Here is a 17101-nt window from a genome sequence, read left to right as displayed (position 1 = left end):
AACCTGTTATCAGACTAGACATAGTGTCTCATTGTGGACTCTTGATACAATCAGTACTTTAGATACACCCAATGGTACACCGCACCAAAGTCAAACCAGAAAAAACTAATAAATACATGATGTTATTGACCTAATTCAAGTTACGCCAGCCCACCAAATTCGTATACGAAGACGTTCTAGAACGTTTGAAAGCCCCGCTAAGCTCCTAGCCCAGCGGGGCTTTTTGTATCTATATTGTTTGAGATTGTTTTAGTGTGAACGGAAAACTCTAATTGTTATGTGTATCACCGAGAGCGGCTGTTGCTCACTTTTTACACTGCTTCCCATGCTGATAACTAGGCATTATTCCTCATATGCTCAGCAAAACACTTTGCATGAGCTAAGACAGCTTCAACACCTTCCCTTGTATAGAGCATGGTTGATGGGTCTTCGGCCAGCTCTGGTAAACCGTCAATAACCGGCTTGGGAGAGCACAGCCAGCGCCACGCTTTGGGTACTGAACCACATACATCGCAAGCACTTAGAATGCTCAAGAGTTCTGCGACTTGCTCTCTGTGCTCAAACCAGGATACCGGCTGAAAAGCTGGCTTTTTACCACCTGTGACCCTACATGGTAATTGAGACAACTTCAGCTCTTTATCAGTTATGAAATTTATCGTCCAATCTGCCAACTGACTCAACGCCTTGTTGGTGCGCCGCGGCCCATGTCTCTCTTTTGCCGGAGTAACAAGCCCAATCTTAATTGGTGGCCTAATCCCAAGCGCGTTCAGCTCCTGTAACTTTTTCAACGCGGGAAAAATATCAGTATCGTTGGTTGCAAATACTACCTGCTCAATACTGTGATCAGTAAAAGCATCAAAAACGGCATCTATGGCAACATTGACGTCACTTTGCTTCTCTTCCAGCTTCCACACTTTGACCGTCGAACAATATTTCGGCTCTTTTTCTTTACCGTCCTCGCAGCACTCAACTTTCCTTGCATCAATCTTATCGATTGCATAGCTGCCTTTAACAATCTTCATCTTGACCGCATTGGGGTGATGTCCGGTAAGTGCTGCATGATAACTCCGCTGATCCTGCACTGAATGCTCATCCAGTGCAGCCCTTGGGCTTATCTCGGCAGTATAAAACTTAATCCCATGTGCTGGGTGTAACTCAGATGAGGTAGCGCCTGAACGCGGCAAAAGGTGATTTTCGAAGAGGTGAACCAGATCCAACCATTTATATGGCGTATGTTTGATACAGCCGTAGTAGAAGTTGTAACCGTCGATGTATACTCGTGTTCTCACATTACTTTCTTTTCTAGGCTCCAGATATGAAAAAACCGACCTAGCAGGTCGGCAATTTCGCCCAACCCCAGTGGTCGTAATGCCAACGTGGGAGGAGGGAAAGTAGTGGGCTAAATATAAGCCTTACATCTCGATTTGACAAGTGACGAATGTCAGAAAAGCATCCAGTTTTTCTCTGTTTCTCTTAAAAGTATAATGCATCCCCAATTGACTGGCTAAGTATAAAGACGTTTCAATACAGGGCTTACTGAATGACGACACCACAGTCATCATTCGATAGTTGATAGATAGCCACTATTTAACGCCACTCAACATATCAAAAATCACCCGCGCAAATTGTTTGGTTTTGTTCGGATCAGACAACAACTGCATCATCTGCTCTTGGTGGGCTTCATTACTATTCAAGATCGCATCATCAATCGCACGTGGGAAGTCACCCAGCATGGCTTGCTCACGCGTGTTGTTGGCGATTTGGCTCATCACCGTTTCGTTTTCTGTGAGCTTGTCACGCACCGTGAAGGCATAGTTGATCATGTCTTTGTCGGTCAGGTTGTCAGTGAGAAATACTTCGTTCAATCGCTCAATGATGTGAGACAAAAACTCTTCTTTCTTGTCTTTTGGCTTAGCTGTACCTACATCGTTACTTGGGTGCAACTTATACTCAGGCGTATTCTCTTGAAGCTGAATGTCCTGCTGACGGATTTTTGATAAGCGATAGTGGCTCATTACCACGTCACCAAGATCTAGTTCATCCTCTTCAATCACCTTCTCGCGCAGCATTGGACGCAAGTGACGTGCATACAGGCTCAGCTTCTCTAGCTCTTTATCGTCGTAATCGACAATCTGGGACATAAACTCATAGAAGCGGACGAAGCTGCCTAAGTCTTTCTTAAAGATCTCAAGACGGTCTTTCTCCTGCTTGCTCTCTTTGAAGGCATTTTCCGCATTAGCGATTAATACCGCATCGCCGGTTTTCTTGGTGCGTTCAAACACATTTTTGGCGTGAATGTATTCATCTACTGCAGAAGTGTAGCGCTTGCGCCAACGGTCTATCGCAGGCTTACAGATATTACTGATCGCCGCATTAGACTTGTTTTTGGTAAAGAAGGCATCAATGAACTGCTCGACCTCCGACCAAAGGAAGATACCGCTAGCGCGTAGCTTCTCTGATAGGTCGAATATTTTGTCAGGATCAGTGACATCCTCAAGCTCTGCCACTTGATAATAAGGCTGGAAAGCATCCAAAATATCTTGCGGTTCGTTGTAGAAATCAAGCACAAACGTACCGCACTCTGCTTTGCCCGGATAGATTCGGTTGAGGCGAGAAAGCGTCTGCACACACTCAACGCCAGCCAGCTTTTTATCGACATACATGGCGCAGAGCTTCGGTTGGTCAAAGCCCGTTTGAAATTTATTGGCAACCAGCATCACTTGATAATCATCAGTGTTAAAGGCTTTGCGCATCTCACGCCCTTTAAGGTCAGGGTTCATGCTATGCTCAGTAAATTTCTGGTCCATAAATGCGGTGCTGTCTGGATCGGAAGCGTTAAACTCGACTTCGCCAGAAAAGGCGACCATGGCACGAATGCCCGCGTAACCATGCTCATACACATACTTATCAAACGCCAGTTTGTAGCGCACCGCTTCTTTACGTGAACTGGTGACCACCATGGCCTTAGCTTGACCACCTAACAAGCCCATCACGTTCTTTTTGAAGTGCTCTATGATCACTTTCACTTTCTGTGAAATATTGTGGTCATGCAGGCGTACCCAGTTGTTGAGCTTCACCTTGGCTTTGCCGGCATCCACTTCTTTGTCTTCCGCTTCCAGCTTTTGCTTGAGCTGATAGATCACCTTGTAGTTGGTGTAGTTCTTCAGCACATCAAGGATAAAGCCTTCTTCAATCGCCTGACGCATCGAATAGATGTGGTAAGCCACCGGCAAGTTGCGTTTAGATGCTGGCTGCTCTGGATCAGGCCTGCGACCAAACAACGCCAGCGTCTTTTGCTTTGGTGTGGCGGTAAAGGCGTAATAACTCAGGTTAGCACTGCCCCGACGCGCCGCAACAGTGGCATCGAGAATATCTTCAGATGATAATTCGGTGTCATCATCGACTTCATCCGTCATCAACACTTCTTTAAGTTGACGAGCAGTTGCGCCTGTTTGTGACGAATGCGCTTCATCGGCAATGACGGCATAACGACGCGCTTTGAGTGACGTTGAATTTTCAATCGCCTTTAACACATGCGGGAAGGTTTGAATGGTCACGATGATGATTGGTTGAGAAGTTTCCAATGCCGAAGCCAACTTCTCTGATTTCGAGCCATCGCCCTCTTTACGATTGATGCGCCCGACCACGCCATCAGCATGTTCAAACTGATAGATGGTATCTTGTAGCTGATCATCCAATACGGTTCGATCAGTCACCACAATCACCGAATCAAACTGCTTGTTACCCTTGGTATCATGCAAGGTCGAGAGTTGGTGCGCTGTCCATGCAATCGAGTTGGACTTGCCCGACCCTGCACTGTGCTGGATCAGGTATTTGTTACCTGTGCCTTCTTCAATCGCAGCATTGACCAGCTTGGTGACCACATCCCACTGGTGGTAACGCGGGAAGATCAGGGTTTCTTTCTTGGTTTTACGCCCCTCCCAATCTTCCTTTTCTTCAATTTGAAGGTGGATAAAGCGTCCGATGATATTGAGCAGGTTATCTGGGGTTAATACGTCATTCCACAGGTAGTCGGTGGCATAGCGGTTTTCATCTTCAGGAATATCATTGCCCTTACCGCCGTCATGCGTCCCTTTGTTAAACGGCAAGAAGAAGGTATCGGTACCCGCGAGTTTGGTTGCCATGTAGACTTCATACTGGCTTACCGCAAAATGCACTAACGCACCGCGTTTAAAGCTTAAAAGCGGCTCTGGCTTTTTGGTGGCTGGGTCTTTCGGTAACCGGGTCAGTTTGTACTGCGCAATAGCGTTTTCGACCGCTTGTTTGAACTCAGATTTCAGCTCAAGGGTAGAAACGGGCAAACCATTAACGAACAACACCAAGTCAATCCGCCACTTCTTGGCTTGCTTACCTGTCGCTTCAAATTCCGCCTGCGTAGCATACGGGCTGTAAACCAGCTCTGGCACAATACGGCAGATGTTTTGCTGATAACGTGCCAAAGTTTCAGGGTTGAGGTTATGCTCGGGCTTAAACTGACACAATTCAAAACGGGCATTGCGGATTTTCAAACCATGACGTAACACGCCCAAAGTGCCAAAGGTACGTGACGCACGATCAGTCGCGTTCTCATCGGCTTTTTTAAGCTGAGTGACCAAGGCATCAAGGAAGTGGCGCTCTGAGTCGGTCGGGAAGACTTTGCAGAACTTCTCCCACTCTTTCGGCTGTGTCTTTTTGATAAAGCTCAGCACATCCGCTTCATAGAGTGCTGATTCGCGGTTGTAGCCCTCGCCCGTGCCCTGCACCCAGCCATTTGCCACCATCTGGCGAATGATGTCGTCCTGAAATATCCGTTCTTGTGTGGTGTCTTTCATAACCATTCTCTTATTCTACTTAGGCGGTTTGTTCCAACGCTTGCTGTTGAGATGTTGGCGCTTGCCAGTTGCGCACATCAATCTTACCAGTGACAGCGGCGGAGATTAGTGCAGTACGGCGTTCATTCATTAAAGCTATGCCTTGGTTTGCCTTTTGAATAAGCAGATCAAGTTTGCCAAGCTCCACACTTAGGAAGCTAACGATCTCTTTTTGCTCCGACATTGGAGGCACGAACGTCTTGATGCCTCTTACTCTGCCAACACTAACTTGTTTCAATGCAGCCCCCCTTGTTTCTGCACCCAACTGAGAATCAAATAGACTTGACCGACATTGTTGATACAAAAACTCATAAGCAATTCTGCTGCCAGCATTAATTACGCAAACAGAATCAAGTAAGGCAAATCGAACATCCTTTGGCAAAATTCGAACTTCACCTATTGTCCCTTTCCTAGAAAAGGCAATAGAGCCTTCACGAAAACGGCAACGTTGCTCCTGCTCTATTACAGTCTCTTCTGCAACTCTTCTTGGCGTATTTGTCTCTACATCATCAATTCCTATAAACTCAACAGTAGATATAAATGGATAGCCATCTTCCGTGTATTTAGGATTTCGATGACTTGGGTTCGGATCAATAACATCTGCAACGCCAGCTAAATTCAATACATCCCAATGCTCTGGCACTTTCCCTAACCACTTCACACCAGAATCTTTCATGGGTGCTTCAGGGTTCAAGCCTTTAGTCACCGCATGGCTGATCACCGCTTGACGCTTTTCTTTCAGCAACTTAATCAGTTGCTGCTGTTTTTCGATCAAGGTGTCAATCTTAGCGGTTTCGTGATCGAGGAAGTTTACTATGTTAATTAGCTCAGCCCGCTTTGGAAGAGCGTACACTGTCTTAAGTATGTCGTTATTTGAAAGATGCTTTACCGTAGTGAAATACGTTAAGTCATTGACAACTTTCATATTGAACGGCAATACATAAAATAAAAACTTCTGTAAGCTTTTGTCATCCGTTCTTAAACATGCAACCCTTTGATTTAGAGCAGCTAAACCTGATTTCCACATTGCAACGTTAAAGTCGCCATCCATTCCGACAAGAACATCTCCGCTATCAACTAAAGCCTCTTTGGGAACCTCACCATTGAAGAAAACTTCTGTTTTTTGGGCTTTGATATCTCGAATTCGTATGAGGGGTGTTCCAACTAGTGGATCAAACTTCTTTGACTCAAAAGGATAACCACTAATTACCAACGCAGTTTCTTGAATTCTCTTAACACTCCAATCGGCAGGAATACTTCCTAACCATTCAACTCCAGAGTCTTTGTACTCCGGATATGCCTGATATTTGCTCATTACGAATGCACCTCTTGCAGTAGCTTCATAATATCGGCACTCACCGCATCCAAATCGGCATCAATCGCTTCTAGCGCACGCGGTGGTTGGTAGACATAGAAATGGCGGTTGAATGGGATTTCATAACCCACCACACCAATCTCGTTATCTTTGTCGTCTCGCTTGTCAGCATTAATCCACGCATCGGCAACGTGTGGTAGCACCTCGCGTTCAAAGTATCTCTCAATCAAGCGAATGGTGGTGACATTTGGGTCAAGCGGTACATTCTCGTTATCACGCAGTTCGCCATCTTGTTGGAACTCAACCACTTTGCCTTTGTAATCAAATGCACCGTATAGCGGCTGTGCCTCTTCTTTCAGCACTTTTTTGATCACAGGTTCGGCATTTTGGTTTTTCCACGTTACCGCATCAATAAATTGCTTCTTCTGCTTGGCATCGAACTTGATGCCTGTCGCCTTGAATGCGCCTTTCAGCGTCAGTTCAAACTGATTGAAATCGTCGGATTGCTGCGATTTTCCACCAAGACTATCTCCAACAGCAATTTGCAGTGCTTTTGCCGCATCCATCAGGGCTTTTTGATTGAGCCACAACTTGCCATCCAGCACGTCTTTGATTTGCTTTTCTTTCAGCTCTGGGAAGTCGGCTTTGATCAAGACGCGAACTTCCTTTTCCACGTCAGTGAGTGAGCCGTAGGTGTCTTCCGTCCACTCTGTGCCAAATTGCTCAAAGACCGCCTGCATGACGGCATTAAACGGCTTAGGTGCAAAGCGCAATGATTCTACTGCTTCATCGGTGATTTGTGCGGAGAGACGCAATGGACGCTCGATGGTGAGGCGACGATAGCCAAACTCATGCGTATTAAAGATTTTGCTGGCGAAGTGTTTTTGATTGTCCGTCACACCATCTTGGGTCAAGGTATCGATTTCTTCAAAGTCACCAAAGTTTTTGGTGATGGTGCGAATTTCGTCATCCGTTAAATAGTGACGCTTAGAGCCTAATGATTTGCGCATTTTCGTGCTGAGGTTAGCCGCGTTGATAAGCTGCACCTTGCCTTTACGCTCTGGAGCTTTCTTGTTCGTCAGTACCCAAACATAGGTCGCAATGCCTGTGTTGTAGAACATGTCGGTTGGCAGCGCGACAATCGCTTCAAGTAGATCCGCTTCAAGGATATAGCGGCGTATTTCACTCTCACCGCTACCCGCGCCACCGGTAAAGAGTGGTGAACCATTGAGGATAATGCCGATACGACCACCATCGGTAACTTGGTTGTCCGTAGTCTTCTTGTCACGCATTTTGCTGATAAGGTGCATCAAGAACAGCAGCGAACCATCAGACACACGCGGCGAGCCTGCGCCAAAGCGCCCATCAAAGCCTTTTTGCTGGTGCTCATCTTTGATGTCACTTTCAATTTTTTTCCAATCCACACCAAACGGCGGGTTGGATAACATATAATCAAATTTGTCGGCAGGCAGTTGATCATTGGATAAGGTATTACCTAGCTTGATACGATCAACGTCTTGTCCTTTGAGCAGCATATCGGCTTTACAAATCGCGTAGGATTCTGGGTTTAGCTCTTGACCAAACGCGCGCATCACCGCGTTAGGGTTCATCTCCGCCACATACTCCATGCCTGAAGACAAGAAACCGCCCGTACCGGCGGTTGGATCGTAAATGGTACGAATAATCCCATCTTGGCTGAGCGCCTGATCATCGGCCATAAAGACCAACGAGGTGGTCAGGCGCACGATATCACGCGGCGTAAAGTGCTCACCCGCCGTTTCATTCGAGCTCTCCGCAAAACGGCGGATCAACTCTTCAAACACCAAGCCCATCTCATAGTTTGAGATTTTCCTTGGGCTAAGGTCGGTGGTGGCGAATGTCTTCACCACTTTGTAAAGCAGGTTGGCATCTTCCAGCAGCCCGACAAATTCATCAAACTTGAAGTGCTCGAAGATCTCCCGCGCATCTTTTGAGAATGACTGCACGTATTTATCAAGGTTCGCCTTGATGTTGCTTTGTCCCATCTTGCCAAGGTTCATTGGCGAGGTGTTAAAGAATGACAAACCATCAGGCTGAGCTGGCGATTTTGTTGCACGCAGCAACATTTTTTCACGCTGGTTTTCATCCAACGGATCTTTACCTGCGTCAACCATAGTTTCGCTTAGTGTATCTACTTTTGAGATTTCAGCGAGTACCGCATCTTTGCTTGGCTCAAGCACACACTCAAGGCGACGAAGCAGGATAAACGGTAGGATCACACGGCCGTATTGAGATTGTTTGAAGTCACCGCGAAGCAAGTCAGCAACTGACCAGATAAAGGCAGCGGTTTGGGAGAAGTTGTTGTTGGTCATAAGTTCTTATAGTCACACTGACGAAAATTGGGGAGATTGTACCTTACGGCTCTTATGGTGACAGCGACATCTAACAAAAAGCGCCCTTTCGGACGCTTTAATCAAATAACCAAATATGCATCGATACTGAATCCAACCAGCTTTTATACGGAGGGGTTGCATCTAATATCTGTTTAACCCCCACAATAACAGCACACAATGAAGCAAAGAGCAGGTCAAAAAGCGTTCGCAATCTCGCCCTGGGTCGCCACATTGTATGCCAGTGAGCTACATACCTGTGATACAAGCTGGGAAAGTAGCACATCGTTACTCTCAAGCGAGCAAGCCATGACTAAAACGCATACAGGCAATGCTTAAGTTTCATTTAGTTCATAGATGTGTCAGCGTTAGACTGAGAGCCATTCCACCATTGCTATCGTCTAGGAGACTGATATGTTTAATGCGCTCGTTCTTAAGCAAGAAAACAAGCAAACCCTTCCATCTCTCGAGCAACTTGATGAGTCTCAACTCCCTGATGGTGACGTACTCGTTGCTGTCGATTATTCATCCCTTAACTATAAAGATGGCTTGGCTATCACTGGCAAAGGGAAAATTGTTCGCGAATTTCCTATGATACCAGGCATTGATCTTGCTGGTCAGGTAATCCACTCTGAAGACAGCCGCTACCAAGAAGGCGACCATGTCGTTCTGACAGGATGGGGGGTCGGTGAAACCCATTGGGGCGGAATGGCTCAAAAAGCGCGTTTAAAAGCCGATTGGCTTGTTCCTTTGCCCGATGCACTGACACCTAAGCAAGCCATGATGGTAGGTACCGCTGGCTTAACCGCCATGCTCTGTGTTCAGGCCTTACTCGATGCCAATATCAAACCAGAAGATGGACCGATATTGGTTACAGGAGCCAGTGGTGGTGTGGGATCGGTCGCGATCACCTTATTAGCTCAACTCGGCTACCAAGTCGGCGCAGTCACAGGCCGAGCTGACGAGAACCAACCGTTCCTCACAGCATTAGGCGCCTCAGAGATTATTGAACGCAGTACGATGGAAACACCGGCAAAACCATTAGAAAAGCAATGCTGGGCAGGCGCTATTGATACCGTAGGCAGCAAAGTCTTGGCTAAAACACTCAGCCAAGTCAAATATGGCGGTACTGTGGCTGCCTGTGGCTTAGCCGGTGGGTTTGACCTTCCTACCAGCGTCATGCCGTTCATTCTTCGTAATGTACGCCTACAAGGCATTGACTCCGTCAGCTGCCCAAGAAAAAAGCGCATCGCCGCGTGGCAAGCATTGGCAAACCACTTGCCTGGGAGCTACTTTGAGCAAGCGTGCCATGAGATCAATTTAAGAGAGGCTCCTGAATTTGCAGAAAAAATTATCAGAGGACAAATCTCTGGTCGCACTGTGATAAAGCTTTAATAGTCTGAGTACTCGCAAGTAAGGCTCATTAGAGCCTTACTTGGTCTAACTGTATGTCTTCGACTCGCTTCGCTATCAACTTCCCGCACTCCTCTTTCACCACACTTCGTAGCCACTCATGTTCAGGTGAATACTCACAGCGTGGATGCCAAATCATCGAGTAGTCAAAGGGGGTAAAATGAAATGGTAGCGACTTTACCACCAGTTGATGACGCTCCGCGACGAGATAAGCCAGATCAGCTGGCACAGTAATAATTAAAGGCATCGTGTCGATAATCGCGAGTGCTGCCTCTAAGTGGTAAGCTCGGAGCACCATTCTTCGTTTCGGTTTATCAGCTAGCGCGCTTTCAATCAGTGCTTTCACCCCATCACTGATGGCAATCATCGCATGGGGGAATCGCAAATAGTCATCCAGCGTCATGGACTTTCCTGCCAGTGGATGCTGCTGTGAGACCAAGCATTGTACCCCAACCCGCCCAAGCGTCTCATGATGAAGGGTATCAAGCGGGTTACTCGGCCGACAAATAGCCAAATCCGCTCGGCCGTATGTCAATTGCTCTTTTAACTGTTCGTTCTGCAACGGTTGAAAATCAAATGCCACTTGAGGGGCTTCCTGATAGATACGCGGCAGCGCAAATGGCAAGATTGTTTGCATCGCATAGTCAGTTGTCGCGATGGTAAAGGTATGATCACACGTGCCGGGGTTAAAATCACTCGGTGCTAACATTTGCTGTAACGATGCGAGCGGTTCATCCAGAGCACGATTGACTGACAACGCTTTTTCTGTCGGGATAAGCGACTGCCCCTGACGACTAAACAATGGGTCAGCTAACAAATCACGCAACCGTCCTAACACGCGACTCATTGCCGATTGGCTCAAGTTTAAGCGCATTGCCGCACGACTCACACTACGCTCCTCGACTAAAATGCGCAGTGCAACCAGCAGGTTTAAGTCTCGCCGATAGATCTCTTCTACTTCCATAGCCACACTTACATGACAATCCAATATGAATAGTCGCTCCAATACACCACAAAACACACCCTCTTGGTATGCGTTGGGTTAACAAACGCTCGGAGAGTACACAAAATTATCATCTTACTCTTCAGCCTGCTTCCACTATGGCCTGATTAATCCCTGGATAATTATGCTTTCCATTTTTATATAACTCCTAACCATAAAGAGACCCGTCTACTCTCTTTACTGCTATAAATGAATAAAAATTCACAAACGATGCTTATCACTACTAAAAAGAGCACTTATCGAGTAATCGATTACTAAAAATTCAATCACATAGAGGGTAGTACTTTTTTTATCCCTTATATTGGTCATTTATTCGAGCTGAACAAAACCTGAATGGTGATTGGTGCGACTTCCAGCAGAAAAAATAGAGTAAAAATACTAATTGACACTTAACTCATTATTAACACCGTTGTCATGTTACTGACGCATTGCTAGCATAAATCCACATTCACTCGACACAAGTGGATGACGCTTACATCGCTAATACATAAGCGAACGTCAAGGAATAGACTGTCGCTAAGTGTTATTTATCGGATAAAAAGCCGATACGTGTATCGTTGCGTTCAATGGCGTAATGCGTGCACGAGGAATAATTAAAACGCGACAGTACTCAGATGTTTTTTTAAAGAAGGGATACTTTAAAGTGAGTAATACTATCCAAAAAACAGCGGTTGCCGCTGCAATCACGCTTACCAGTGCCACCAGTTTTGCTGGAGAGCTCGGTTCACTGACTAGTGAAGTCAAGATTAATGATTATGAAAAAGGCCTCACTAAAACCGAAGTCACTATTGGTAAAGGGTCTTATAAACTCAGCGACGATTACAGCTTTCTTTTTGATGTCGACAAAGACTTCATTAAAAATGAAGGTGAAGCAAGAAAAGAAGGTTGGGATACCCAATTTGGCTTAGCACAAGGTGCAGGAAGTGTCGGCAGTTTTGATGCAACCATGTATTATTTATTCCGCTACGACGCATCATGGAAAGCCAGTGATGAGTCCGACTCTTCAGATACTAAACAATATATTATTGCACCTTACTTTAGTAAAGATGTCACTCTGGGTGGAAAAGATTTTTCATTCGGTATCGAATTATGGGCACAGCTTGGTAACGCTAATGATGATAGCTTGAAAAACAAAAGTGGCGTCGAAACTAACTTTTACCTATCCGGCGCTCTGTCTGAACACTGGAACCTCGAACTCGCTTGGTATAACTTCGATTACTACGACACAGAGGAGGAAGAGTACGACTATCAGATTGGTACCGAAAACTATCTAACTTACTCGCTACCACTTCCTGCTGGCTTCATGTTTAATATCGAGAACTATGTTGAGGCCTATCATACGCCAGACTCAGATACAACATTGGCCTATGCGCATATCCAGCCTGAATTAGAATTTAAAAAAGCGGTAAATGAACATTTCTCTTGGCATGCAGGTGTTTCCTATGAAGCATTTAACTGGGAATTCAAAGATGCCCAAGGAAATGAAAAAGACAAAGATATCTTCGATAATAATGAGTTCCAAGCTTATTTAGGCTTCACCATCAAGTAAACGCTATACACTGCAGGCAAATTCACTGCCTTTTGCCTGCAGTGCTTCTTTTCTCCTCTACCAACACCACATTTGATAAGTCAGTCAAACTATCGATTTTTTCTCCCCTACCGAATGTGATTTTTCTTCTAGACTCAGTTTTTATCTCGCGCCTAAAAACAAAATAGTCAATACATTATAAGCACATCCAATAACTAAGGTGCTTATAATGAAAATAATACACTATGCGTTAATTCCTCTTTTTTTCTTTGTATCCTTAAACACCAACGCGAAAGCCATTTTACATGCTTTTAATTGGCCGTATCAGCTTGTAGAAGCAAGAGCGGAACACATTGCTGAGGCTGGCTACAAAAAGGTGTTAGTTGCACCAGCTATGAAGTCGTCCGGCACAGCGTGGTGGGCACGCTATCAACCTCAAGATCTGCGTGTTATCGACTCTCCTCTCGGAAATAAACAAGACTTTCAAGCCATGATCACTGCCCTCGACCAGCATGGTGTGGCTGTTTATGCTGATGTGGTTCTCAACCACATGGCGAATGAAAGCGGATTACGTGACGATCTTAATTACCCCAGCGCACAGGTCCTAGAACACTATGCGCAGAACCAAGAAGCGTTCGAGCAGCAAACACTTTTTGGGCAGCTCTCGCAGCATTTGTTTTCCAGCACGGACTTTCATCCAGAAGGCTGTATCACTCAGTGGCATGACCCAGGCCATGTGCAATATTGGCGTTTGTGTGGTGGAGAGGGAGATGCAGGCTTACCCGATTTAGACCCGAATCAGTGGGTGGTTGAACAACAGCGTACGTATCTATCGGCACTAAAAGCCATGGGCGTGAAAGGTTTTCGGGTCGATGCAGTCAAACATATGAGCATGTATCACATCAATCAGGTCTTTACTGATGCGATTCGTGAAGGCATGCATATTTTTGGCGAGGTGATCACCAGCGGTGGGGCCGGCGATCAAAGCTATGAGGCGTTTCTTTTACCTTATTTACAACAAACCACCCATAGCGCTTATGACTTTCCTTTATTCTCGCAAATCCGTCGCGCGTTTTCGTTCCAAGGTAGCCTCACTCAGTTGCATCATCCTGAAAATGTTGGTCAAGCGCTGGATAAACACCGCGCGATCACCTTTACCATTACCCACGACATACCGACTAACGATGGCTTTCGCTACCAAATCATGGACCCCACTGATGAAGCGCTCGCCTATGCCTATATTCTTGGCAAAGACGGAGGGAGTCCTCTGATCTATAGTGATGAGCTTTCTGCAGGCGAAGACAAAGATAACGGCCGGTGGCAAGGCGTGTGGAAGCAGCCTGCCATGAAGGCCATGCTCCGCTTTCATAATGCAATGCACGGTGAGCCAATGACGGTAATTGGCAGCACCCAATGTCTGCTGTTATTTAAGCGCGACCAAGCCGGTATTGTGGCGATCAATAAGTGTGGAGAGCCTCAATCTTACACCATCAATACACGCGAATACCCACTTAACTGGTATCGCCCTTATTATGATGTGTTAAGTGATGCGACCACCACCGTCTCATCGGATTATCACACCATCACCATTCCTGCTCGCTCGGCGCAGATGTATATGCATTAATCTATGTCGCCGCCGTCTTGCTATGCCAAGCGGCGGATTGACAGTCAGTGAAATCCGCCGCACTCTATCTTAAAAAGTGGACAAGCTGAGTGTCATGATGACTGTGAATTTTGAGCAAAAAATCCGTCCAGATCGGCCTTTTAGAACGCAAACAAACGGCGATTTGATGAAGCAGTTTGAAAGCGATCGTGGACGGATCATTAACTCTGCTGCCGTGCGCCGTTTGCAACAAAAAACCCAAGTTTTCCCTCTTGAACGCAATGCCGCCGTGCGCAGCCGTCTCACCCACTCTTTAGAGGTCCAGCAAGTCGGGCGCTATATCAGTCAACTGATTGCCGACAAACTGTCTGCCTCGCAACTCGCTCCCCCGCTCGACCGCTGCTTGGAGACCTTGGTCGAGATGGCTTGCCTCATGCACGACATAGGTAACCCACCGTTTGGACACTTTGGCGAACAAGCGCTCAGTGATTGGCTCAGTGAGCAGGTCCCGTCTATCTACCGTCAACATTTTAATGACGAACTGCCTGAAGAGGTACAGCGCGATCTCTGTCATTTTGAAGGCAACGCACAAGGCATACGGCTGATCCATACCTTACAACAGCTGAACCTCACCTATTCGCAAGTCTCCGGCATTCTTAAATACACTCGGTGTGGTAGCGAGCCGAAACCTGCGAATGACGACGCGCGCGCTTACCTGAAAAAGAAGGTCGGCTATTTTCTCAGTGAACAAGCGTACATCGGCGATTTACAAGAAACGCTCGCCATCTCGCCCGGCTGTCGAGCTCCAGTCAGTTACATCATGGAAGCGGCCGACGATATTTCTTATGGTATTGCCGATTTAGAAGACGCCGTTGAAAAAGGTGTACTGACTCTCGCGGATTTGAAAGCGGCCCTAAAGGCAACCTTTGTTAAGCTTACCCAAGCCAGTGAAGGGCATGACGCCAACACCATGGCAACCATGTTAGAGAATGCGGAAAAGCGCAGCCACGGTAGTGACAGTCAGTTTTTTGTCTTCTTGCGTGTGGAGGTCAATAAACGCTTGCCTCGCCATGCCGCCCAACGCTTTATCGACCATTTACCCGCTGTTATTGATGGCACCTTTAATCACGCTCTAATTGAAGATAACAGCGTCAATCATTTACTTGTACAGACGTTTAAAAACGTCGCCAAAGCGCATGCCTTTTGTCACCCTGAAGTGGAACGCCGCGAGCTACAAGGCTACCGCGTCATCCATGGCTTGATGAGCATCTATCGTCCACTCCTCACCTTGCCCAGTGAGATGTTTACAGCCTTAGTCAATGGCGAGCCGGTCAAGCCACAGGCGTCGATATACACCCAGCGGCTATTTAAAAAACTGCCTGAAAAACATAAAAAAGCCTATCGCGACGCAGTACAAAAACAGGCACTGGCGGAGCAGATCCCTTCTTCTACCGCACGCGAGTTCTATTTTCGTACTCGCCTGTTGATTGACTATATCAGCGGTATGACGGACCAATACGCGTTCGACGAATACCGCGCCTTTCATGTGATTGAAGAGGGATAAAAAAACCGCTCCGTGGTTGGGAGCGGTTTTTTGCGATGAGGCTATTAGCCAAAGCGCTTTTGCCACTTATCAATCACCGTGGCACCAATCAAATCGCCTTGCACATTAACCGCAGTACGGAAGGTGTCGAGTGGGCGCTCAATGATCAGCAAAATAGCAATGGCTTCCAGTGGAATACCCGCTGCCAGCAACACCAACTGCATACCCGACATCGAGCCTGACGGCATGCCCGGCGCGCCTACCGACGAAACCATCGCCATAATGAAGATCATCACAATGCCGGTCGTTGACAGATCAATCCCGAACAGTTGTGCCAAGAACACTGCAGCAATGCCTTCAAACAACGCAGTGCCATCCATGTTCATCACCGCGCCCAACGGCAAGACCATGCTCGCGGTCGACGGGGTAACCTTAAGCTCTTCTTTGGCAGCCTGCATCGAAACGGGCAGTGTCGCAGCACTGGATGAAGTGGCAAACGCCATCGCCAGCGGTGCAGAAATGGCGCGAAACAGACTCACAAAGCCAATACCACCGGCAAAACGTGCAATAGTCGGCAACACGATCACCGCATGGATCATCGTGAGTCCAAACACCAGGGCGGCGAAACTGAATAACTGGCCAAATAGATCGTTATCCCCTTGATGGGAGAATTGGAAAACAATTGCAAACACCGCAAACGGCGCCAGCTTGATAATCCCTGCCACCATAGTGTTAATGCCTTTATTCAGCCCACGAATGGTCTCGAATAATGGGTGCGACTCTGGCAGTGCGACAATCAGCGAAATGCCGAACAAAATGGTGAACACTACAATTGCCAAAAGGTTACCCTGAGTCACCGCGGCAAACGGGTTCACCAACGCCATATTGATAAGTTTGGTGGCAATGGCTCCGGCACCCGCGGCCTCTTGGTTGATAAAGCTAATGCTCTCATCCACAGGCGGTGCATTGGTGAGCGGTTGCCATTCGGGCATCATCAGCGCTGCGCCAAGACCAATGGTGATCGCAATGGTGGTGGTAAAACCGTAAAACAAAAGTGTTGCACCACCTAAGCGCTTAAGGCGAACCACATTGCCAATATTACTGATCCCTTCCAGTAACGAGAGCAATACCATCACGCCGACCACGGCTTTGAGTAGACCGATATAACTGACCTTGGCAAGCATAAGCAACGGATACCAAGTGGTCTGTTCCGCGTTCTCAATGGGGCCGAATACCGTGCCCACCAGCCAAGCTAGTGCGGCCGCCACCGCAATTTGCAATGGCAAAGAATGTCTAAGGGTTTTCCACATTGTCTTTTCCCTACTGGCAGCATTGCAGCTGCATAATGATGATTTGTCTATTTTTTTGGCGCCAAGAAGCGATAAAGCATACCAAGCTGTCAGACTGGGCTCATGTAAAAATTATGAACAATCTGGAATATCTAGTAACAAAATGG

The 17101-nt window shown here is 46.9% G+C and carries 10 protein-coding genes; 4 read left to right on the top strand and 6 right to left on the bottom strand.

Features of this window, described 5'->3' with window-relative positions:
- Positions 1-335 precede the first annotated feature (335 nt).
- The 4 genes from WN56_RS11670 to WN56_RS11655 form a co-directional block, all read right to left on the bottom strand.
- On the bottom strand, positions 336-1289 hold the full coding sequence (locus WN56_RS11670; RefSeq protein ID WP_046075166.1) for an NYN domain-containing protein: 954 nt from the start codon (positions 1287-1289) through the stop codon (positions 336-338).
- Between the two features lie 294 nt (positions 1290-1583).
- Positions 1584-4832 carry a type I restriction endonuclease subunit R gene (locus WN56_RS11665; RefSeq protein WP_046075165.1) on the bottom strand — a complete coding sequence of 1083 codons (3249 nt, stop codon included), beginning with the start codon at positions 4830-4832 and terminating at the stop codon, positions 1584-1586.
- Positions 4833-4851: 19 nt separating this feature from the next.
- Positions 4852-6186, bottom strand: coding sequence for a restriction endonuclease subunit S (locus WN56_RS11660; protein WP_046075164.1), 1335 nt, complete (start codon positions 6184-6186; stop codon positions 4852-4854).
- Positions 6186-8537 (bottom strand): class I SAM-dependent DNA methyltransferase, encoded by a 2352-nt coding sequence (locus WN56_RS11655; protein WP_046075163.1) that lies wholly within the window; start codon positions 8535-8537, stop codon positions 6186-6188. The genes WN56_RS11660 and WN56_RS11655 overlap by 1 nt, the downstream gene beginning before the upstream one ends.
- Before the next feature lie 432 nt (positions 8538-8969).
- On the opposite strand from WN56_RS11655, the gene WN56_RS11650 reads away from it, so the two are divergent.
- Positions 8970-9950, top strand: coding sequence for an MDR family oxidoreductase (locus tag WN56_RS11650; RefSeq protein ID WP_046075162.1), 981 nt, complete (start codon positions 8970-8972; stop codon positions 9948-9950).
- Between the two features lie 28 nt (positions 9951-9978).
- Here WN56_RS11650 and WN56_RS11645 read toward each other — a convergent pair whose 3' ends face one another.
- Positions 9979-10932 (bottom strand): LysR family transcriptional regulator, encoded by a 954-nt coding sequence (locus WN56_RS11645; protein ID WP_046075161.1) that lies wholly within the window; start codon positions 10930-10932, stop codon positions 9979-9981.
- Positions 10933-11614: 682 nt separating this feature from the next.
- On the opposite strand from WN56_RS11645, the gene WN56_RS11640 reads away from it, so the two are divergent.
- The 3 genes from WN56_RS11640 to dgt all read left to right on the top strand — a co-directional run bounded on the left by WN56_RS11640 (position 11615) and on the right by dgt (position 15666).
- Positions 11615-12520, top strand: a complete 906-nt coding sequence (locus WN56_RS11640) for a hypothetical protein (protein WP_046075160.1) — start codon at positions 11615-11617, stop codon at positions 12518-12520.
- 208 nt (positions 12521-12728) lie between these two features.
- Positions 12729-14123, top strand: a complete 1395-nt coding sequence (locus WN56_RS11635) for an alpha-amylase family protein (RefSeq protein WP_046075159.1) — start codon at positions 12729-12731, stop codon at positions 14121-14123.
- A 94-nt stretch (positions 14124-14217) separates the two neighbouring features.
- The gene (dgt, locus tag WN56_RS11630; protein WP_197075752.1) at positions 14218-15666 is read left to right on the top strand and encodes a dGTPase; all 1449 of its coding nucleotides are present in this window, start codon (positions 14218-14220) and stop codon (positions 15664-15666) included.
- A 44-nt stretch (positions 15667-15710) separates the two neighbouring features.
- On the opposite strand, the gene WN56_RS11625 is transcribed toward dgt, so the two are convergent.
- Entirely contained in the window at positions 15711-16955 is a 1245-nt protein-coding gene (locus tag WN56_RS11625) for a dicarboxylate/amino acid:cation symporter (RefSeq protein WP_046075158.1), read from the bottom strand.
- Between the last annotated feature and the right edge of the window lie 146 nt (positions 16956-17101).

Origin of the sequence: Salinivibrio sp. KP-1, assembly GCF_000968645.1 — a bacterium.
GTDB lineage: Bacteria > Pseudomonadota > Gammaproteobacteria > Enterobacterales > Vibrionaceae > Salinivibrio > Salinivibrio siamensis.
This window is presented reverse-complemented; position numbering and strand designations above follow the sequence as displayed.

Coding starts and splice junctions, on each gene's coding strand:
- WN56_RS11665 (WP_046075165.1), bottom strand. CDS start 4,832: ATGAAAGACACCACACAAGAACGGATATTTCAGGACGACATCATTCGC.
- WN56_RS11660 (WP_046075164.1), bottom strand. CDS start 6,186: ATGAGCAAATATCAGGCATATCCGGAGTACAAAGACTCTGGAGTTGAA.
- WN56_RS11655 (WP_046075163.1), bottom strand. CDS start 8,537: ATGACCAACAACAACTTCTCCCAAACCGCTGCCTTTATCTGGTCAGTT.
- WN56_RS11650 (WP_046075162.1), top strand. CDS start 8,970: ATGTTTAATGCGCTCGTTCTTAAGCAAGAAAACAAGCAAACCCTTCCA.
- WN56_RS11645 (WP_046075161.1), bottom strand. CDS start 10,932: ATGGAAGTAGAAGAGATCTATCGGCGAGACTTAAACCTGCTGGTTGCA.
- WN56_RS11635 (WP_046075159.1), top strand. CDS start 12,729: ATGAAAATAATACACTATGCGTTAATTCCTCTTTTTTTCTTTGTATCC.
- dgt (WP_197075752.1), top strand. CDS start 14,218: ATGATGACTGTGAATTTTGAGCAAAAAATCCGTCCAGATCGGCCTTTT.
- WN56_RS11625 (WP_046075158.1), bottom strand. CDS start 16,955: ATGTGGAAAACCCTTAGACATTCTTTGCCATTGCAAATTGCGGTGGCG.